Origin of the sequence: Segatella copri (assembly GCF_019127135.1) — a bacterium.
In the GTDB taxonomy this organism is placed as follows: domain Bacteria; phylum Bacteroidota; class Bacteroidia; order Bacteroidales; family Bacteroidaceae; genus Prevotella.
In genome coordinates this window covers 29,854-50,648 of record NZ_JAHOEA010000023.1, presented here as the reverse complement: position 1 = coordinate 50,648, position 20,795 = coordinate 29,854, and the positions used below count along the sequence as shown (strand labels likewise).

Below are 20,795 nucleotides of genomic sequence, written 5' to 3'. Positions count from 1 at the left end.
TAATTATCTAATTATCTAAAAATACCGATGGTAATTACTCGTATCCCTTATTTTGCTTATAAAGACCAGGAATGTAATACAGCTGGTTATATGGAACCGGATAGAACTCGTTCTTGCCTGGAGTAAACTTGGCATCCTTCAGGTATTGAGCGTATGTCTGCTCTCCATACTTATCGTTCTGCTCTAATGCGAAATACTTGTTCAGTGTCTCAGATGCAATGCCCCAGCGGCGCAAGTCGAAGAAGCGGCCGTTCTCCATAGCCATTTCCAGACGACGCTCCCAGCGCAGGCACTTTCTTGCGGTCTCCTTATCCTGGAAATAAGACTCCGGATAGAGGGCTATATCACATTGATCCTTGGCATATTCAATATGCTTATCCACAGAATTCTTGGCTCTCTGACGGATATCGTTGATGATGGTACGAGCCTCAGCCAGATGGCCCAACTCTATCAAAGCCTCAGCGCGCATCAACATGATGTCGCTATAACGGAGCACGTAGTCGTTCATCGCAAACGCCTGCCAAGAGCCATTGAAAGTTTCACCCTTAGAACGCTGTGGTACTTCCTTCAGAGAGGTATAGTAACCGTAAACATTTGGTGTACGAGAGTTGGCCGTAGTCATCTTGTATTCTGACTCATATTTATATGGGAAGGTAGGCATTCCTACAGTATGGAACAAACGTGGATCCCATTTCTGACTATTAGGCTTACCGTTTACAGGATAATCACAAGTCTTGTTGTAGTCATCAAACTCAGGAAGTCCATTCTTGGTCTTGAAGGCATTCACCAGGTCCTGTGAAGGCTTGTGGAAATCCCATCCGCAAGACCACATACCCCAACAGCCATTCAGCACGTTAGACCAGTTGCCACGTCCGAAGGTGGTATGGTCCTCGCTATAGTCGGAAGCCTGGACAGCAAAAACTGACTCCTTGCTGTTCTTATTGTCAGGCAGGAAGATGTCGCCGAAGTCTGCCATGTAACCATAGTCAGAATTCTTCACCACATCAGTATATTCGACAACCTTCTGCATATACTCGTTATTAATATGGTCAACACCATCGGTTGCCTCATAGCCATCACCCCAGGCAATGGTAAGATAACACTTAGCCAGATAACCTGCGGCAGCAATCTTGTTGACACGACCGCCATCCTTCTGCTTAGCTGGAAGTACATCGTATGCTGCCTGGAAGTCGGCTATCACCTTCTGCCACAATTCCTCATAAGTAAACTGAGTGTTTGATGTGCTCTCTGTTGTTTTATCCTCATAAACCTTCTCGTCTATCCAAGGAATCTGACGATACATGCTAAGTAACTTGAAATAGAAATGAGCACGGAGAAAGCGAACCTCAGCCTCACGCTGCTTGGTTACCTCAGCACCCAGTGTGCGCTCACCATTCTGTTGCAAAGAAACCAAGGCACGGTTGCAACGGGAAACGGCACAATAGAGACGATACCATAATTCGTCGAGTTCGCCCTTAGTAGAGGTCAAGGTACTCCAGATCTCCACATCGTGATAACCGGTGTCACCGGTACCACCGCCACCCTTCAAGCAATCGTCTGAAGAAAGGTCACCATATGGCCAAAGGTTGAATGGGTAAGAATACCAACAGTCGCCCAACATCGCATAGGCACTGTTTACCATCTTGTCTGGCTCGCTGAATGCCTTGTCTTCATCAACCACAGCTGTTGGGGTGTAATCCAGGAAATCATCACAACTGGTGAATGTTCCTATCAGTGCTACAGCAAGCACCATTGTATATAACTTTTTCATCTTAGAATTCTCTTTAAAAAATATGAAACATTTTAGAAACCTACCTGAAGTCCGAATGATACGGATGTTGAAAGTGGATAGTTCCAGTTTGGATTCTCTGGGTCTGAACAGGTCAGGCTATTGCTCTTGATGGTCAAAAGATTCTGACCTGAGAGATAGACACGGGCACTGGTCATCTTCAACTTAGAGAGGATGCTGCTTGGGATAGTGTAACCCACCTGCAAGGTACGCAACTTCAAGTAAGATCCATTCTCAACGTAGTAAGTAGAAGCACGACCCTCATCAGCTGTATTCATGGTGCTCAGACGTGGGATAGAAGAACCGGTATTGTTGGTATTCCAGGCATCGAGCAAACGGGTACCCTTGTTAGAACCGCCATCAGTAATAGCCCAGAAGTCGGTCTGGAACTTTTGGTTGTTATACACATCCTGGTCATAGACACCCTGCCAGAACATACTGAAATCAAAGCCCTTGTAGTTGAGAGCAATATTCAAACCATAGGAGAAGGCTGGCACAGGGTCGAAAATCCAAGTCTGGTCATCTGAAGTAATGCCATTTTTACCATCTAAGTCCTTGTATTTCAATCCACCGACACGTGCGTTTGGCTGTCCAGACTTATCTACTTCTTCCTGATTCTGGAAAATTCCATCGGCTACATAACCTACGATAGAACCATAAGACTTGCCACTCTGTACCAGGTTTTCCTTAGATGTGTGAGCGTAAGCACCTGTTGTTGATGCTGGCAAATAAGTAACCTTGTTGCGGAAGAAATCCAGATTGCCGTTCACATCGATGCCAAGTCCATTAGCCAAGGTCTTGCGATAGCCCACGGTGAACTCCATACCCCAGTTGCGGAGCGAAGGACCATTCTGCCATGAATTTCCACCTTCACCAGTAGCACCCAGATAAGCAGGATTAATCAACATATCCTTTACATTCTTAATATAGGCATCCACTGTACCATAGAGGGTATTGCCAAACAGGGTGTAATCCAAGCCTACGTTATACTGGGTAGCAGCCTCCCATTTCAAGTTAGGGTTAGCCAACTGTGTGGCACGATAACCAGAAGGGAAGGTACCTGAACCTTGCAGGAAGAGGTCGTATGCTGTAGAGGTTACACGGTCTAATCCGTAATCCACTACATAAAGGCCAAACTGTGCATTGTTGTCGATAGCCTGGTTACCTGTCTGACCCCAAGAGAGTCGCAACTTGGCATCATCCAACCAATCCTTCTTCAGAAGATTAGAGAATCGGAAGCCGAGTGATGCAGCAGGGAAAGTACCCCAGCGATGAGCCTTACCGAAACGTGATGAACCATCATGACGGATAGTGAAGGAAGCCAAGAGGAGATCATCCCAGTTGTAATTCACCTTTCCAAAGAAAGAAGCCAGGCGATAACCTACCTTTGCACCCGAGTTACGCATCGTTCCTGTTGCAGCATTTGGCCACATGTAATCTACATCTTCCAGCGCATAGCCTTCTGAATAGGCAGAGAAATCGATAACCGACTGCTTGGAAAATTCCATACCACCGAGTACATCGATGTTGTGCTTGCCTATCTGGGTAACGTACTGGGCTGTGTTAGACCATGTCCAGTTAGTCTCATTGTTATTCGAGAGCGTTGTCTTGGCGATGTCATTGTTGACAATATCGGAATGATAAGTATTCGTCATCGAATTGATAAACGATGTCTTGAAATCCAAACCGAAGTTAGAACGCAGGGTCAATCCCTTGACTGGCTTCAATTCTACGAAGGCATTACCGAAGATGCGCCAATAGTCGAGGTGGTTGTTGCGGTTCTGATACTGCTCACGACAAGGGTTCTGACGGTCGGCCATACTACCCACAGGACCTGCGAAGGTCTTGCCATCTTCTTCGTAAACCGGAACGATGGAAGGCATCTTCAAGGCATTCTCCATCGGATGGCAATCTACCTGAGAGGTATAAGTCAATGTTACATTCTCGCCTACGGTAACAATCTTGTTCAAATTCCAAGAGGTGTTCAAACGAGCTGAGATATTCTCGAAGTCGGTATATTTCAAGACTCCCTCATTGTTCTTGTATCCCAAGGAGAACATAGCGCTATGCTTGTCATTGGCATGAGATACTGAGAGGTCGTAGTTCTGCGAGAAACCTGTGCGAGAGATTTCATCGAGCCAGTCGGTATCCGAGAATCGCATGGTCTTCTTGGCATTGATGTAGCCATCATATCGACCATTGATAGTATAGTTCTGATACTGGTTGGTAGCAGGATTCCAAACGGTGATTGGAGTTCCAGAGGCCGCATTCAAGTCGATGCCGTAGTTGGCTGCATAAGCCACAGGATCGAGTCCATCGTTCAGGGCAGCCTGCGCCATCGCTGTGGCATACTGGCTGGAGTTCATCAGCTTCATCTTCGACTGGTTGGAATAGAACTGTGCAGTGAGGTTGGCAGAGAAGTCAACAGCCACCTTGCTACCCTTCTTACCTTTCTTGGTGGTGATGATGATGACACCATTTGATGCACGTGAACCATAGATAGAAGCCGAAGCGGCATCCTTCAAAACCTGCATACTCTCTATATCATTTGTATTGAGGGTATTCAATGCCATAGTGGTAGGCACACCATCTATGATATAAAGAGGGTCCTGAGAAGAGTTGAAAGAACCGATACCACGAATACGCACGGTTCCTGAACCAATAGGAGAACCATCGGTAGTAACTGTCATACCAGGAACACGACCCTGCAAAGCACGCATCGGGTCTGTTTCTGAACTTGTCTTCAGGTTCTTGGTTGAAACCACAGCCACGGAGCCGGTCAAGTCTGCCTTCTTCTGAGTGGTATAACCTGTTACAACTACTTCCTGCAAGTCGTTGGCATCTTCCTGAAGTGTTACCTCCATATTATCTGAAGCCTTTACTTCTTGCGTCTTATATCCAATATAAGATATAACAAGTGTGGAACCAGGAGCACATTCTACATGGAAGTTACCATCAAAGTCGGTAACAGTACCAGTCTTTGTGCCTTTCACCATAACAGATGCACCAATGACTGTCTCACCGGTAGCATCCTTTACGATGCCATTTACATTTACCTGTTGTGCACTAGCTACGGTGCAAACAGCACAGAGCGCAGAGCTCATCAGTAATCTTGAAAGATTGTTCATACTATTATAACGTTTTAAGTTTCAAAAATTGTCATTACTTGATTTCTGCCGCAAAATTAGGGAAAAGACTGTTATATAAATAAAAAAAATCGTTCCTGCAACAATAATTATGTTACATGAAACGATTTTCTCATCTTTTGCTAAGATTTTAAAGTACTTATTTTAAAGGAGTTAGAAAACTATTTTCTTTTAGATAACTGTTTATTTCTGAAATCGGTAGGAAGAACGCCAAACTGCTTTCTGAAGCATGAAGAGAAATAGCCCGGTAACGCAAAGCCTACTTCTGCCGAGACTTCAGCTACAGTCTTATCAGTCTGCATCAGGAGCGTATAGGCTCTCTGCAGACGCATCTCTTTCAGGAGTTCGGCAGGCGTTTTTCCAGTCATCGCCTTCACCTTGCGATAGAGCTGTACCTTGCTCAGTTGCATCTCGGCTCCCAAATTATCCATCTTCATATCAGCATTGCCCATATTCTCAAGAATCTTCTTCTTGAAACGGTCCATGAAATAACGTTCACTCTCATCCAGGTGATTCAGTTCAGCAGACCAGTCCTCCTTGTTCTCGATGAAGCCACGAGCCACGGCTTTCTGTTTCTGCAGCTTCTTTCTATATACCTTATATATATAGTAGATGACAAAGAACAGAATCAGAACTACAATAAAGGCTATCAAAAGCATCCATTTCTGGATACGGGAAACCTTTGAATAAGAATCAAGACTGTCAGAAATCTGATCCAGATTCTTCATCTTGGCTTCCAGATCCTGATATTGCAGAGCGATGGCATCGCAGTTTTCAGGGGTAGCAAGGAATGATTTCATCACATTATCCTTCTTATAGGGTTTACCCTGAAGGATATTCATAGCCAATTCCATAATCTTTTCGCCCTGGGTAGGATAGACATAAGAAGCAGCAAAATGCCCCCTCTTCACTCTATCCACTCCTTCCCAGATACCAGGCAATCCATCAATGCCCACTATCAGCATCTGCTTGTATATTCCTCTTCTCTCTGCTTCCTGAAAGGCTCCTATGGCACTGAGGTCATTATGTCCGAACACACCATCCGCATGTCCGCCTTTATCCAGATATTGTTTCATCAACTCCTGGGCTCGCTCCATCTTCCAGTTACTGTCCAGGGTAACCACCTTGATTCCCGGATAATTCTTCATCACCTCGTGGAAACCACGATGGCGCTCAATGACAGGGGAAGCATCCTTTAAGCCCGTAATCTCAACAACGGTACCTTTTCCATCCAGTTTACTGGCAAGAAAGCGGGCTACTTCCCTACCCGCTTCTACATTATCACCACCGATGGAAGCTGTATAATGGGTTGTCTTTACCTTTCTGTCGAAGAGGATAACTGGGATATGCGCACGATAAGCTCGCTCGATGGCAGGTGTTACATCATTCACATTATCAGGAGCCACCACGATTAAATCTACCTTCCTGGCTATCATGCTGTCTATCTGGCGAGCCTGGCGTTGCCCGTCATTCTCTGCAGTAGTAAACAGCAAATCCACATTCTTATATTGATACTGCGCCAGTCGCATCTCATTATTCACCTTCTCGCGCCAAACTCCGCCGCAACATTGCGACACACCTATCACCACATTCTTCTGGGTGCAAGAACCTAGAAGAAGAAGCATACTACTAAGTAGTACTATTAAGATAATATTGATTCTTTTCATTGATTTTATACTTCTTCCATCCGTTTAAGTTCCCACCCCTCAAACTGCATGATGATGAGATGGAGTTTTGTACCTTGGCGCAAAGCCTCAACCCTTGGAGCCTCGGCATATCGATGAATCTGATCTAGAGCCTCACGCCACTGTTTCTCTGCCTTGGTCATAGGCTTGCCATCTTCCGTAAACTCACCTTCAACTATCGCAGAGAAATCTTTCTTAGAAAGAACCTTCAACTCCAGGATGTAGCTATGCTGACTGGCATAATGGGTAAGGTCTGGCAAAAGGAAGAAATCACAATAGCCATGATTCAACTCCAACTCTGGAGCCGTGATATAATAATCATTCAGATTCAGATAAGCCATGAAGAATCCCTGCAGGTTTCGTTCAGCCTCAATGCCATCACGCACCGATGAAACCTTGGCATAGGCATCTGCCATGAAGCGCAATCCTTCTTCCCACTTACCATCGTATGCCATATCATAATAGTAATCGGTGAGCTGGTTGACATCCACATAAGCCTTTGCCTGATACTCCTCTTCCAGATAGCCATAATACTGCTTGCGGACATTATTGTTTGGAATGCCCAGAATGAGCTTGGAGCCACGAGTTCCCTTGATGGTCAACATGCCATAATAGAACAGAAGACTTGGGAATATCTCTGCCTTTGGAATCTGATACGCAGAAAACGACTCATAAAGCTGGGTAACAATCTGCTCCTCTTCTGCTATCTTGCGGATAATGCCCTTACGCTCTCCATCCAGCTTGTCAAACTGCAAGAGTTTCTTCATCTTGCCGTAATCGGTACGGGTATTCGGGTCAATCATCTCTTCAGGCGGACATCCGGCATCCATATAATTGCGAAGGTAATAAAGAACCATATCACAATTAAACATACGAGTTTTCTTCTTCAATGCCTGTTTAGCAAAGCAATAGTTATCATACCATGGCTTCATATCATTGACGATGGCATCAATATCACTATCGGCAGGAATACTACCATGTTCTTTATAATAGGTAAACATCTCCACCACATCTGTGGTAGAGAAGCCCAGCATCTCATCAAACTCCGGCTTGATAGAAATGTTCCAACCTATATTGAATCCACTCGTCACATCATCCAGGGTTACAGGGCTCACACCCATCATGAAGATACGCTCAAAATTACCCTTGAACTTTTTGAAGACATCACGATAAAAGCCGTCGGCATGGGTAATCGCATGATACACATTCTCACCACGTTCGTTGAGTATTACATTCGTGAAGTTGTCATACTCATCGATGATGAGATACAGATGATACTGGTGCGCCTTGGCAGCCTTGAATATCAGTTCCATCTTTTCCTCGAAATCTTCCTGCGCCAGGATTTCTTCCATCTCTGCCTGATAATATTCTGAGTATTGACGGACAAAAGCATCGAGGTTGATGCTGAGATAAGAATTAAACTTAGTCTCAAGCTTGTCGATATTACCCGTAATCTGGGAGAAATCGAGGAACAGCACCTGATACTTTCCCTGCAAAGGAGTAGGATGCTGGCCTATCCACAGATTTCCAAAAAGACTCTGGAACTTATGGCTCTGCGTACAGTCATAGTAAGAATAGAGCATACTCAAGAATATGCTCTTACCAAAACGACGAGGGCGGATGAAGAAGAGATTGCGAGGCTGCTTCTCCAGCTCTGGAATAAACATCGTCTTATCCACATAATATAGATTCTGCTCTATTACCGTAGCAAAATCAGCCACCCCATAAGGTACTAGTTTTACTTGCTGTTCCATCATGATCTATCTTTAAAAACACTATCTGTGTGCAAAGATAGCATAAAAAAACGAAAAAGCCACAGTTTGCGTTTACAAACTGCGGCTTTTATTATATTTTATCCGAAACACACGTTCCTACCATACGACTTTCTTGTTGCCCATAATATAAATGTGTCCTTTTTGTGGCACAAGGACTTTTCTTCCCGAGAGGTCGAACAGAGTAGGATTGATGTTTCTTGCTATCATGAAAGATGATGCAGATGTCATCAAGAAAAAAAAGTCCTGAGACATCATAAGAAAATGCTTCATTACCAAAATAAACGTCTCCAAAAGTGCGTTTCTCAAATTTTATTTGTACTTTTGCAGTGTCATTCAGAACTTTGTTTTATTTTTACAGCACGATAATAAACTAAATGTCTGGATATGGCAAGCATCCCGGTGCACCAACAGAGTAGCTTAGGTACACCCTGATAAAGAAGATAAATGATAGTGCTGCGTTAATTAAATAAATCAGATTCAACATGTCGTTTCTAACTCGAACATATCCTTTTAAACAGAGTAAACACTTGCTAAAAGATAGTAGCATCTTTGGCTTCATCATTTGGGTAATTTTATATTTTCTGCAGCCATTTGGACTCTGCTTATATCAAGGTAACAAATGCTTTGTTGCTACATTATTCGGACTGGTAACTTTTGGATGCCACATAACATACGCTGCAACGATATTGAAGTATTTGCATCAAACTATCAAGCCCTGGCGTATCTGGCATGAAGGAGTAGCTATACTCGGACTGATTTTCATCATTGCCTTCGGTAATTTCCTCCTATTCTCATACTTGTTTCATTATACGATTACATTCAGTCTGTTTCTCTTGTTTCTAAATTGGACTATTATCATAGGCATATTTCTTACGACATTATCTATCGGAATGCAATACAACAGAACATTACGAGAGAGAATGGAAGAGTTGTTGCGCAATACAACAAAGGAACAGGAAGAAGTATCTATTACCATCCATGATACTAACGTAAGAGGAAACGATCTGTCGATTGCCATCAACGATCTACTTTATATGGAAGCACAGAAAAACAATGTATCCGTCTGTTTTCTAAAAGAAGGTAATGTTGTTGCTGTTGATATCCATACAACACTAACCCATGCTCTTGAAGAGTTGAAAGAGTTTGAGAACATTTTCCAATGTCACCGTTCTTTTGCTGTCAATGTGAATAATATCACTTCGGCACGAGGCAACTCAAATGGTTATCAACTGACTCTCGGAAATTGCACAAACATCATACCCGTTTCCCGAAGATTTGTGCCCAAGTTAAAGACTTATCTTACATAGTTATTTGTCCTTCAACTTAGTTATTCGGCATCTTAACTAGCTTTCTATCATAAGTTTTAGTTGTATATCCTAAGAATTTGGTAACTCCAGTTTCATGCAGTATCTTTGCGGCATGAAACATCGAATAATACATATCGCATTGCTGCTGACTTCAGTCTGCAACCTGGCTGCACAGACCATCATATCAGGCATGGTAAAAAGCGGTCAGGAACCGCTTGCTGGTGCCAATGTTTTCATCATGGGCACAATTGATGGATGCCTGACAGATTCTCTGGGCAGGTTTTCCTTTTCCACATCAAAAACCGGAGAAGCGTCTATCAAGATTACCATGATTGGTTTTGAAGAATATATGCAGACTACAGATGCCTGCAAGTTACATAATCTTTCTATCCAAATGAAAGAAAAAGCTACGGCAATCCAAGAAGTTGTAATATCTGCCAGCACTTACAGTTTCGGGAAAAGTGACAACTTCAAGACTATGGATGCCTTAGATATTGTGATGGCAGGTAATTCATGCGGGGACATTGTTGCAGCCCTGCAAACTTTACCCGGCACTCAAAAAGTGGGAGAAAATGGAAAGCTCTATGTCCGTGGTGGAGAAAGCGAAGAATGCCAGACTTTCATTAACGGAATGCACGTCCTTGTTCCATATAGTACAAACACAGAAAATACTGCTGTACGTGGACGATTCTCTCCTTTTATATTTAAAGGTATCAACTTTTCTCTTGGTGGATATAGCGGAGAATATGGACAAGCACTTTCCTCCGTTCTCCCTATGGAAACATCAGATGCTGCAACAAGTGACAAATATGGAGTCAGTGCATCATTGGTTGACTGGAACATCGGTGGCACCAAGGCATATTCCCACAGCAGCTTATCCTTTAATGCCGCACTGACAAGTTTGGGAATCTACAATCAGTTATTTTCAGAAAGGCTTGATTTCAACAAGCCTTATCTAAAACTATCTGGCGAATCACAATACAAGAATGAGTTCCGAAATGCCGGAATATTGAAAACATACGTTGGCTATGATTTTACATCTGTAGGACAGCATATAGACAACCAAAACCTTTCGCTCAAAGAGAATAATATCTATGCCAACACAACCTATAAGGCACAGTGGGGTGCTGGCTACACGCTCTTTTGCGGTATGGCAAGCTCATCGGTATTCAACGATATAGAAGATGCGAAGATTGCTGGTGACCGATATTACAACTTCAGGAATGAGATACATCTGAAAACAGGAATACGCAAAATTTGCTCGGATGCACTAAAAATATCGGCAGGAATGGAGGACTATCAGCGAAACAGCCTCATGGAGTACGAAAACGATTGCTACAAGTTGGATTATAATATTCTTGCTGCTCATATTGATGCCCAATGGAGGATGATGCCCCATGTGTTCCTGAATATTTCGACAAGGACAGAATATATGGCTCATGCCAACTGGCTGTTTATGCCAAGGGCTACACTATGTTATATTCCTAACAAGAATTTTCAGCTTTCATTTGCTACCGGTCGGTATAGCCAGACTCCAGAAGATGACTATCTTGCAACAAACAAGAAATCTCTTGGACAAAGTACGGCAGATCATGCTATCCTATCCATACAATATAAGTCGCCTGGTACACTCATACGAATAGAACCCTACTGGAAAAAATATCAGCGATTGCCTTTATGGGAAAAGGGTATTTACCAACCGAAAGGATATGGAAAGAGTAAAGGTATAGACATTTTTGTAGAAGAGCATTCGCTTTTCAAACATCTGACCACAGCATTTTCATATTCCTACAACGATTCCAAGCGATTCTATCACGAATACACAGAAGAGCGAATACCTGACTACGCCTCAAGGCATAATCTGAGATTGACAGCAAAATATTCATTCGGCAAAGCAATCATCGGGCTGACTGAATCGTATGCAAGCGGACGTCATTTTCTGATTGGCAAGACACCACATTATAATAGCGTAGATATAAACCTTACTTATCTGCTAAGTCCCAAGGTCATTATCTATTCTTCTCTGAACAACATCCTCGGCCGTACAAACATTTTCGGATATAATACTAACGGACGTTCGATAGTTCCATCTAGAGACAGATTTTTATATATAGGCATATTTGTTTCACTTAAAAATAATAAAGCATATGACATTTCAAACTTTTAAACGATTCGTATTGATGTCAGTCTTCTTCATGACAACATCTGTAGTTATCTATGCCCAGCAATCCACAATGCAGGGGCTTATCGGACAGTCGCTTGCTAAACTTCAGCAACCGACATCAGAGAGCATACTTAATTGTATTGCAGAGATGAAGCGTATTGATGATATGTTTCCTGATAGCATCCAGCCCAAGTTTCAGATAGCTTTGCAAAGTCTCAATTATTCCGTGATGAATCCGCATGCTCCACAAACAGAAAATCTTCTAAAAGAGACAGAAGAAACTATTGCCAAGATGGAGAATATAAAGCATGCTGACCCGTCTGACATCTGTACCCTTCGCGGTTTTCTCTATATGGTACGCATCGTACAGAATCCTGGGCAAAACGGTCAACGCTATTATCTGGAAGTGATGCAGGATTACGAGAAAGCTCTCAAACTCAACCCTGATAATCAACTGGCCAAACAATTGCAGCAAAAGTTTTTTGAGGGAATGAAACAGCAAACCGGTAAATAAGAAACAGAGGTTGTTTTATCCACGGACAATCTCCCCTGAGCCAAAAAAAGAGTCGCAACCTAAAATATTATCAGGTTGCGACTCATTACTATTTACATTTAAACCTACAATTCGACCATACAATATCTACGTGATTACAAACCAAGTTTATGAACCTTCAGATTCTTGAATTCAGCCTTGCCACCCTGGGTGTAGAGCTTCACATTCTCGTATGGAGCTACAGGGAACACGAGGTTGGTCATGGCGATGCGACCGCCATCTACGAAGAGCTCTACAGATGACTTATCTACGAAAATATCAACATGATAGGTCTTCTTGCCATCCTCGCAAAGACTCAATGGAGCCCAGGTAGCCAGAGCGAAATCGTTCTTGTAGTTGATGGAATTGGCAATGCGGGCAGGCTCCTTGCCTTCAGCTGCACGCTGCTTGTCCCAAGCCAACTCGATATCGTGAGGAACTGCCTGCTTGCCGAAATCGGTCAAACCGCTCTCTGTTCTATCCATAACCACCTTGCCCTGCTTCATATCGAAATAAATCAGGGTGCGCTCACGCTTGTTGTTTGAAATCTCAATACCTGCAATGCCGTTGGCATCTGGAGTTACATCGGCCTCAATTTCGAATGCACCTTCCATATTGGCAGCAACACCCTTCAAATCCTTGGCGTCGGCTACAGAAGCATCTGCCAGATTCTTAGTATCCTTTCTCAAGGCATATACCTCAGGAGCTACATTCTCAGAAACATAATACTTGCCATTCTTCTCGTAAAGCTTCAACTCACGAGGCAAACCATTGGCACCACGGTTCTGCTTGAACGGAGTAAGGTTGGCATACTGCCAGTTGCTCATCCAGGTGATACCCAGAACTCGGTCGCCTGTATTTGAGAAGGTAACGGTAGCATAGTGATCCTTACCCCAATCGAGCCACTTTACTTCGTTGGCATCAGGACAAGTAAACTTCTTGCCATCGAAATCGCCTACGAAATACTCGGTAGCGCTGCCACCAAACCAGCAGCCAGGGTTGATATTCATCGTCATCACCCACTTCATCTTCTTCTTATCACCATTTACAGGCAACTGGAAGAAGTCTGGACACTCATACTGACATGGCTGCTGACCTATACCTTTACCGAAGGCACTGACATAATTCCATTTCTTGAGATTCTTTGACTTGTACAAACGCATCTCCTTATCGGCAGAAACAATCATATACCAGCACTTTCCCTTCTCATACCAGAATACCTTAGGGTCGCGGAAGTCCTTCAAACCGTCGAATGGAGTCAACACTGGGTTGCCCTCGTACTTGGTAAAAGTACGACCGTTATCATTGCTGTAGGCGATGCACTGCACCTCATCGTGATTTACACTGTTGTTGGTATAGATGGCGATGATGGCATTCTTGCCAAAACCGGCAGTATTCTTCTTATCTAACACAGAACTGCCTGAGAAGATATGCCCTACAGGGTCGCGGGCAATAGCTGGGTCGAGGTGCTCCCAATGAACCAGGTCCTTGCTTACGGCATGTCCCCAGTGCATGTTGCCCCACTTGCTTCCGTATGGGTTATACTGGAAATAGAGATGATACTCACCATCCTTATACACCATACCATTAGGGTCGTTCATCCAACCATAGAGCGGAGTGAAGTGATAAGATGGACGATAGTAATCGGTGTTGGTAGTGTCGAATGTATCGCTGAGTTTGAGCAAGTTGAGTGCCAAAGCATCCTTCTTCAAACCGAGAATCTTGACGGTAGCGGTCTTACCCTTGCCCAAGGCAAATGGCACGAAGTAATCAGAACCATTCTGAGCCAGGCGAACGTCCATCCAGGTATCATCCTTAGAACCTGTATCGAGCAAAACCTGGGCCTCATCCTTCTCTTCCTGGATAGGGAGAAGAAGATACTTGGTAGGATTCTCCACCTTGATGATAGTAGTATCACCCTTGTGTTCGATATTCATCTTCTGTGCAAAGGCAGAAGTTGTAGCTGATGCCATCAACATGAGGCAGGCAGCCTTCATCATATTGTTTGTTCTCATTGTACTATTATTGTTAATTGTTATTGTTTATATCTATAACGTATTATTATTTGTCTTATTACCGACAGCCCTATACATTATATTATATATAGGAGCTGTCGATGATGTTTATTGATATTTATATCGCTTAGAACTTCAGCGAAGCTGTGAATTCTACTGTGAATGGACGAAGATAGCTACCCGTCATAATCTGATTTTTGATTCCCTTAGCCTCATCCTTGGTAATCAGCTCGGCACCTGCGATACTACCCTTGGCACCAGTCTGGTTGAGGAAGTTGACTACTGTGCAGCCGAGAGCCAGACGCTTGGTTGCCTGCCAATTCAAACCTCCGAAAGTCTCCCAGTGACCATTGAAGTAATATGCCTCGTTGATGTTGGCGTAGGTCTTGCTGAAGTAACGGAAGCTGGTCCAGAGCTTAATGTCCTTGGTAATCATGTAGCTTGGATCCAACTCGATGAGAATCTGAGGAATCTCGGCTACAATGTTGCCGGTGGCATTGATGTTGCCAAGGGTACCATCACTGAAGGTAACCGATGTCTCATATTTCTTGTAAGTTGGCTTCTGATAAGTGAAGAGGAAGTGGAAATCGAATCCCTTGAAAGGATGAGCCACTGCATCAGTTGTCCAACCCCATGTCTGAATATCGAAAGCCATTGGCGCAGCCTTGATCTCACTGCCATGCTGAAGATTCAATGTTGCATTGTTGTTGGTCTTTGAAATATAAGAGAACAACGATGTCAAACTCAACCATGAGTTATTGTAGTAGATACCTGCACGACCGAGTGGCACAGAAATCTTATCCGTATTTGGCAATGTAGCTGGGGCAAAAGCCTCGAACTTAGGATGCTGAACGATGTAAGTGAAATCGCCAGTGAAGCCGAAGTTATCGGTCAACTTATAAGTTGCTGCTACAGAGAAATCGTAGTTGAGCCAGTTGTAACTCAAGTCTGCCGGAGCAATCACGGTTCCATCTGCTGCCTTAGCACCGAGATGGTAATCGGCGAAACGACCTACGAATTCACCATTGGCATTCTTCACTGCCGCGTTTTCACCCTTCAGCTTCTGCCACTCCAGACGGGCACCATAGTAGAGATTCAACTTGTTGGTAACATCCCAATCGTGAGTGAAGTAGAGAGCCAGCTTGTTTTCGCTTCCCTTGTAATACTCAGAGGCGTTCTTGTTGAAATCATAGAAGTAGCTGTCGCGCAGGTTTGCATCCCAAACTCGCAGGGCATAACTTCCATCAGCAGGTACACTCTGGTCATACATGGTTGTATTTGAGCAATAATCAATATGATAGAACCACTCATTCACGCCGAGGCGGAAGGTGGATGTACTGAATTTCTTGCTAAGCTCGGTGGTGAAGAGAGCCTCATCAATCTTACCGGCATTGAGACATGACATACGGGTCTGGATGTACTGACCGTTGTAAGCCTTGGTCTGTCCGTCGATATCGCGATACATATAATTATATACGCCCTGATTGGCAGCGCTCTTCAAATCGATGATAGACATAGGAGTCTGGTAAACCATTGCACCACGAGAGTGATCGTACTTCAAGGTAGCCTTCCAGTTCAAACCGTTGTCAAAACGATAGTTGTTCATCAGGGTTACCTCGCTTGCCTTGTTCAGACAGGCATCGTAGAGAGAAGTCTGCTCCAATTTGCCGGTACGCATATTGCGATAAGTAATCTCGTTATCGATAGGGAGATAAGAGGTGGTACCGAGTTTGAAGTCGCCATACTCCTTTACGCTTCCATCGCCTACATAGATGAATGGAGCACTCTGGGTAGCATAGTTATACACGTTGTGACTATTAGCATACTTATACATGGCTGTGAATTCACCACGGTTGCCGTTATACTTCTTGGTGAGGAGTGCCTTGTAAATCTGAGTACGGTCCTGATAAGGAGTTGACTTGATCTTGAAGGTTCCCGGGTCGAAATCCTGATACATATTAAAGCTGTAGTACCAGTCCTTACCCAAATCACCATTCATATTCAGAGAGAATTCCTGCAATCCGAAATGATTGCTCTTATAGTTCAGCGTACCATTGAATCCCTTCTGTCCCTTCTGGGTGAAAGAGTTCACGGCATAACCGATATTACCGGTAGTGATAGCTGTCTCTGCAATCTTGAGCAAGCCCTGATGGCTCAAACTTGCATCACCACGCCAGATAGTATTGACAGAATGAGGATTGGTTGCGTAAGTAACAGGCAAACCATTCTCCAAAACGTTGACATCAGCAGAAGGCAAGCCTATCTGAATCTCACGAGGACCATTCGCACTGGCTGCATTGAGCATCACATTACGATTACCCTCTTCCTTAGCACTTGAATTATCATCCTGTGCAAAAGCTGCTGTAACATTTACCAATGAAAGTGCAAGCATCATAGCTGCGCTCTTTCCATTTAAAAAGTTGTTCATACTTTAAATGTTTAATTTGTTAGCGTTAATGTTTTGATTTCCGCTGCAAAAATACATAAAGGTCTGAACAGCGGCTTAAAAAATCATTTCATCGAATAAAAAATTCCGTTCATTGTAACATAATTGCTATTACATGAACGGAATTTCACACTTTTCTGCTACTTCTTTACCATTTATCTATATAAAACTAACAGACTTTCAGACACCTACGCTGTGCTAGGATACGAACAATATAGAAAATGCGCAAATTTGGATATTCAGTCAAGAACATATCATGATGTGCTTGAGTTAACGAGTTCAAGTGCTTGAATCAGCTTACGAAAGTGGCTGAGTGAGCTTACTAAAGTAACTGAGTTAGCATATTCAATCGGCTTTGCAAGCTATCGGAGATGTCTCAATGAATTAACGGAGACGACTCAATAAGCTATCGATGACGACTCCGGAAGCTATCGATGACGACTCCATTAGCTATCGGAGACGACACCAGAAACAGACACAGATAGCTTCGTTGGCTATCGTAAGTACTTTCATTAGCTAACGCAAGTACTTGCGATGACCAACGAAGCCTGTTTCAATGGGCCAAGAAACGACTCATACAAAAAACAGCGTTAAAAAACCATTGCATCAAATACAAGAATTCGTCCAACATAACATAAGCAATAGAGGATAAACGAAAAGCATGGGTGCTTCTGCAATGATTCAAAACATTTTTTTCACCAAAACGGCACATATATCAAATATTTCCATTATCTTTGCAGAAAGAATAAGAAAGAAAGGAATCATTCATCATGGAACAATCTAAAAGAGTACCATACGGAGTATCTAATTTCGTCGATATTATCGAGCGAAACCAATATTATGTCGATAAGACTATGTATCTGCCTTTGCTGGAAAAAGAGGCAGACGCTCTCTTCTTTATACGTCCTCGAAGATTCGGCAAGAGTTTGCTGATAAGCATGATGCGTGCTTATTACGACATCAGCATGACAGAAAGGTTCCAAGAACTTTTTGGCAACCTTTGGATTGGCTCCCATCCTACCCCACAGCAGGGCAAGTACCAAGTACTATACCTTGACTTCTCGAAGATAGGAGGCGGCATCAAGCTATTGGAAGACCGATTCAATGACTATTGCGGTCAGTGCGTGGATTTCTTTGTAGATACCCTTTACAAGGACTACTATACACCAGAGGCTATCGCCAAGATAAAAGGCATCAACTATGCTTCGGGCAAATTGAACGCCCTCGCAATGGAGGCTCAGAAGAATGGTTATCAACTATTCCTCATCGTGGACGAATACGACAACTTCACCAACGTGGTGCTCAACGAGCACGGGGAGGATATGTATTGGGCATTGACTCATGCCAGTGGCTTTTATCGTGAGATTTTCAAGGTATTCAAGGGCATGTTTGCCCGTATCTTCATGACAGGTGTAAGCCCTGTAACGCTCGATGACTTGACCAGTGGTTTCAACATCGGCTGGCATATCTCCACCAAGGCACCTTTCAACCAGATGCTTGGTTTCTCCACAGAAGATGTGAGAGACCTGTTCACTTACTACAAGAATTCAGGCGACTTACCAGCCGATACAGATGTAGAAGCTATTATCGAGGACATGAAACCTTGGTACGACAACTATTGTTTTTCAGAGGAGGCATTGAGAACCCAAAGCAAGGTATTCAACTGCGACATGGTACTATACTATCTCCGCAACTATATGGAGACTGGGGAAGCTCCACGCCAGATGATTGACCCTAACACCAAGACCGACTACAACAAGATGAAGAAGCTCCTCCAGCTCGACAAGTTGGACGGAGACCGAAAGGGTGTCATCATGACCATTGCGGAAAAAGGAGAAATTGTAGGAAACATCGAGGAATCATTCCCGGCAAAGGTATTGACAAATCCTGAAATATTCATCAGTTTGTTGTTCTACTATGGCATGTTGACCATCAAGGATACTTTTGGAGACCAACTGATTTTGGGCATTCCTAATAATAATGTACGCAAACAATATTATAATTATCTGTTGGAGCAGTATCAAGAGGAGAAATACATCAATACCTCAAACCTCAAGACCATGTTTACCTATATGGCTTTTGAGGGCAAGTGGAAGGAATGCTTGGAGTATATGGCAAAAGCATACGCCGAAGTATCATCTGTTAGGGATGGTATCGAGGCTGAGCGCAACTTGCAAGGTTTCTTCATGGCATATTTCAGCCTCAACAACTATTACTATACTGCCCCAGAGTTGGAATTGAACCATGGTTATTGCGATTTCTTCCTCCTGCCAAACTTGACCCACTACCCTACGAAGCATAGTTATATCATCGAGCTAAAGGTATTGTCTAAGAAAGAATTCGATACTCTAACAGAAGATAGCAAGATGACCAAGGGAGCGAAGCAATGGCTTGATGCCGAGGAACAAATCAAGCGATATGCCAAAGCACCAAGAGTGGAAGCATTACGCCAAGGCACGACACTCCATAAGATTATCATGCAGTTCAAGGGATGGGAACTGGCGAGAATTGACGAAGTAAATGAAATATAAACACATAGAGAATGAATTCATGCCAAACTACGCATTATATTGCCAGTTTGCATAACAATGACTGAGCGCAAGATCATACATATCGACATGGATGCCTTCTTTGCTGCGGTAGAGCAAAGAGACAATCCGGAACTTCGGGGCAAACCGGTAGCGGTTGGCTTCGACGGACCTCGTGGTGTGGTTTCTACAGCCAGCTATGAGGCAAGGAAGTATGGCGTTCACTCGGCGCAATCCATCGCTCAAGCCAAGCAGCGCTGCCCTAACCTCATCATCGTGCCCTGCCGGCATGATTATTATGCTAAAATATCCCATCAGATACATCAGATATTCCAGGAATATACCGACCTCATCGAACCCATCTCCATAGATGAAGCCTTTCTTGATGTAACACAGAATAAGAAAGGGATAGAACTGGCGGTGGATATTGCCAAAGAAATCAAAACCCGTATCAAGGAGGCAACCGAACTCACCGCCTCGGCAGGCATCAGCTACTGCAAGTTTCTCGCCAAAGTGGCTTCTGATTACCGCAAGCCCGACGGCATCTGCACCATTCATCCCGACAAGGCGCTCGATTTCATCGCCCAGCTTCCTGTAGAGGATTTCTGGGGCGTGGGCAAGAAAACCTTGCAAAAGATGCATTTCATGGGTATCTTCAACGGAGCAGACCTGAGGAAAGTATCCGAGGAACATCTGGTAGAAGTGTTCGGAAAAGCCGGACACATCTTCTATGATTTCGCAAGGGGGATAGATGAACGACCTGTCATCACCTACCGGGAACGGAAATCGGTAGGCTGCGAACAGACTTTCCTGGAAGATATCTATCTAAAAACGGCTGTGATTATCGAACTGTACCATACTGTACTCGAACTGCTGGAGCGAATCGCCAAGAGCGGTTTCGAAGGAAGAACCCTGACGCTGAAGGTGAAGTTTGCCGATTTTACCCAGATAACACGAAGCATCTCACAAGAAAAGGTTCTGAAAAAGAAGGATGATATTCTACCTCTTGCCAAACGGCTGCTGAAACAGGTAGATTACTCCTCTGCTCATCCCATCCGCCTGCTTGGTCTGTCCGTAAGCAATGCCTCATCAGAAGAAGCCAGGAAGCAAGATAAGGAGAACAGCAGTTTCAAACCCGAATACAAGGAACTGGAACTGGAATTTGAAGATTGGGAATAAGCCCCCTTTAAAAAGCTATAGTATGCCGCTTAAAAAGAAACAAACCATAATACGCGAAAAGCAGCTGTCAGACATCCCGTCTATACAGCTGCTTTCTCTCATTACTACTTATTTCCCAAAACAAAACTTTTAACCTTAAAGAAAACTACTTACCTTAATGAATACTTAATCCTATAACCTAAAAACCTAAACCTATGAAAATGCAACTACTTCTGCATGAAACAATTGA

11 protein-coding genes are annotated in these 20,795 nt (G+C 43.6%); 5 read left to right on the top strand and 6 right to left on the bottom strand.

The window, feature by feature from the left end:
• Positions 1–34: 34 nt before the first annotated feature.
• From KSW37_RS07880 to KSW37_RS07865, 4 genes are all read right to left on the bottom strand, one after another.
• Positions 35–1,771, bottom strand: a complete 1,737-nt coding sequence (locus KSW37_RS07880; protein WP_217313922.1) for a RagB/SusD family nutrient uptake outer membrane protein — start codon at positions 1,769–1,771, stop codon at positions 35–37.
• Positions 1,772–1,803: 32 nt separating this feature from the next.
• Positions 1,804–4,917 carry a SusC/RagA family TonB-linked outer membrane protein gene (locus KSW37_RS07875; RefSeq protein ID WP_217313921.1) on the bottom strand — a complete coding sequence of 1,038 codons (3,114 nt, stop codon included), beginning with the start codon at positions 4,915–4,917 and terminating at the stop codon, positions 1,804–1,806.
• Between the two features lie 179 nt (positions 4,918–5,096).
• Entirely contained in the window at positions 5,097–6,560 is a 1,464-nt protein-coding gene (locus KSW37_RS07870) for an AraC family transcriptional regulator (RefSeq protein ID WP_217313920.1), read from the bottom strand.
• Positions 6,561–6,607: 47 nt separating this feature from the next.
• Positions 6,608–8,374, bottom strand: coding sequence for an ATP-binding protein (locus KSW37_RS07865; RefSeq protein WP_217313929.1), 1,767 nt, complete (start codon positions 8,372–8,374; stop codon positions 6,608–6,610).
• A gap of 941 nt (positions 8,375–9,315) precedes the next feature.
• On the opposite strand from KSW37_RS07865, the gene KSW37_RS07860 reads away from it, so the two are divergent.
• The 3 genes from KSW37_RS07860 to KSW37_RS07850 all read left to right on the top strand — a co-directional run bounded on the left by KSW37_RS07860 (position 9,316) and on the right by KSW37_RS07850 (position 12,380).
• The gene (locus tag KSW37_RS07860; protein ID WP_181976471.1) at positions 9,316–9,702 is read left to right on the top strand and encodes a LytTR family DNA-binding domain-containing protein; all 387 of its coding nucleotides are present in this window, start codon (positions 9,316–9,318) and stop codon (positions 9,700–9,702) included.
• A gap of 112 nt (positions 9,703–9,814) precedes the next feature.
• Positions 9,815–11,869, top strand: a complete 2,055-nt coding sequence (locus KSW37_RS07855) for a TonB-dependent receptor (RefSeq protein ID WP_217313919.1) — start codon at positions 9,815–9,817, stop codon at positions 11,867–11,869.
• Positions 11,850–12,380 (top strand): hypothetical protein, encoded by a 531-nt coding sequence (locus KSW37_RS07850; protein ID WP_153082304.1) that lies wholly within the window; start codon positions 11,850–11,852, stop codon positions 12,378–12,380. The genes KSW37_RS07855 and KSW37_RS07850 overlap by 20 nt, the downstream gene beginning before the upstream one ends.
• A 134-nt stretch (positions 12,381–12,514) precedes the next feature.
• Here KSW37_RS07850 and KSW37_RS07845 read toward each other — a convergent pair whose 3' ends face one another.
• Positions 12,515–14,413, bottom strand: coding sequence for a GH32 C-terminal domain-containing protein (locus KSW37_RS07845; RefSeq protein ID WP_217313918.1), 1,899 nt, complete (start codon positions 14,411–14,413; stop codon positions 12,515–12,517).
• A gap of 127 nt (positions 14,414–14,540) precedes the next feature.
• On the bottom strand, positions 14,541–16,841 hold the full coding sequence (locus tag KSW37_RS07840; protein WP_217313917.1) for a TonB-dependent receptor: 2,301 nt from the start codon (positions 16,839–16,841) through the stop codon (positions 14,541–14,543).
• Positions 16,842–17,629: 788 nt separating this feature from the next.
• Here KSW37_RS07840 and KSW37_RS07835 point away from each other — a divergent pair.
• Together KSW37_RS07835 and dinB are read left to right on the top strand one after the other, a co-directional pair.
• Positions 17,630–19,390 (top strand): ATP-binding protein, encoded by a 1,761-nt coding sequence (locus tag KSW37_RS07835; RefSeq protein WP_217313916.1) that lies wholly within the window; start codon positions 17,630–17,632, stop codon positions 19,388–19,390.
• Positions 19,391–19,447: 57 nt separating this feature from the next.
• Positions 19,448–20,566 (top strand): DNA polymerase IV, encoded by a 1,119-nt coding sequence (gene dinB, locus KSW37_RS07830; RefSeq protein WP_217313915.1) that lies wholly within the window; start codon positions 19,448–19,450, stop codon positions 20,564–20,566.
• Positions 20,567–20,795: the final 229 nt, after the last annotated feature.

Excerpts from the sequence above, each read along its gene's own strand:
- KSW37_RS07865 (WP_217313929.1), bottom strand. The coding sequence starts at position 8,374 with ATGGAACAGCAAGTAAAACTAGTACCTTATGGGGTGGCTGATTTTGCT.
- KSW37_RS07860 (WP_181976471.1), top strand. The coding sequence starts at position 9,316 with ATGGAAGAGTTGTTGCGCAATACAACAAAGGAACAGGAAGAAGTATCT.
- KSW37_RS07880 (WP_217313922.1), bottom strand. The coding sequence starts at position 1,771 with ATGAAAAAGTTATATACAATGGTGCTTGCTGTAGCACTGATAGGAACA.
- KSW37_RS07835 (WP_217313916.1), top strand. The coding sequence starts at position 17,630 with ATGGAACAATCTAAAAGAGTACCATACGGAGTATCTAATTTCGTCGAT.
- KSW37_RS07855 (WP_217313919.1), top strand. The coding sequence starts at position 9,815 with ATGAAACATCGAATAATACATATCGCATTGCTGCTGACTTCAGTCTGC.
- KSW37_RS07850 (WP_153082304.1), top strand. The coding sequence starts at position 11,850 with ATGACATTTCAAACTTTTAAACGATTCGTATTGATGTCAGTCTTCTTC.
- KSW37_RS07845 (WP_217313918.1), bottom strand. The coding sequence starts at position 14,413 with ATGAGAACAAACAATATGATGAAGGCTGCCTGCCTCATGTTGATGGCA.
- KSW37_RS07870 (WP_217313920.1), bottom strand. The coding sequence starts at position 6,560 with ATGCTTCTTCTTCTAGGTTCTTGCACCCAGAAGAATGTGGTGATAGGT.
- KSW37_RS07840 (WP_217313917.1), bottom strand. The coding sequence starts at position 16,841 with ATGAACAACTTTTTAAATGGAAAGAGCGCAGCTATGATGCTTGCACTT.
- dinB (WP_217313915.1), top strand. The coding sequence starts at position 19,448 with ATGACTGAGCGCAAGATCATACATATCGACATGGATGCCTTCTTTGCT.
- KSW37_RS07875 (WP_217313921.1), bottom strand. The coding sequence starts at position 4,917 with ATGAACAATCTTTCAAGATTACTGATGAGCTCTGCGCTCTGTGCTGTT.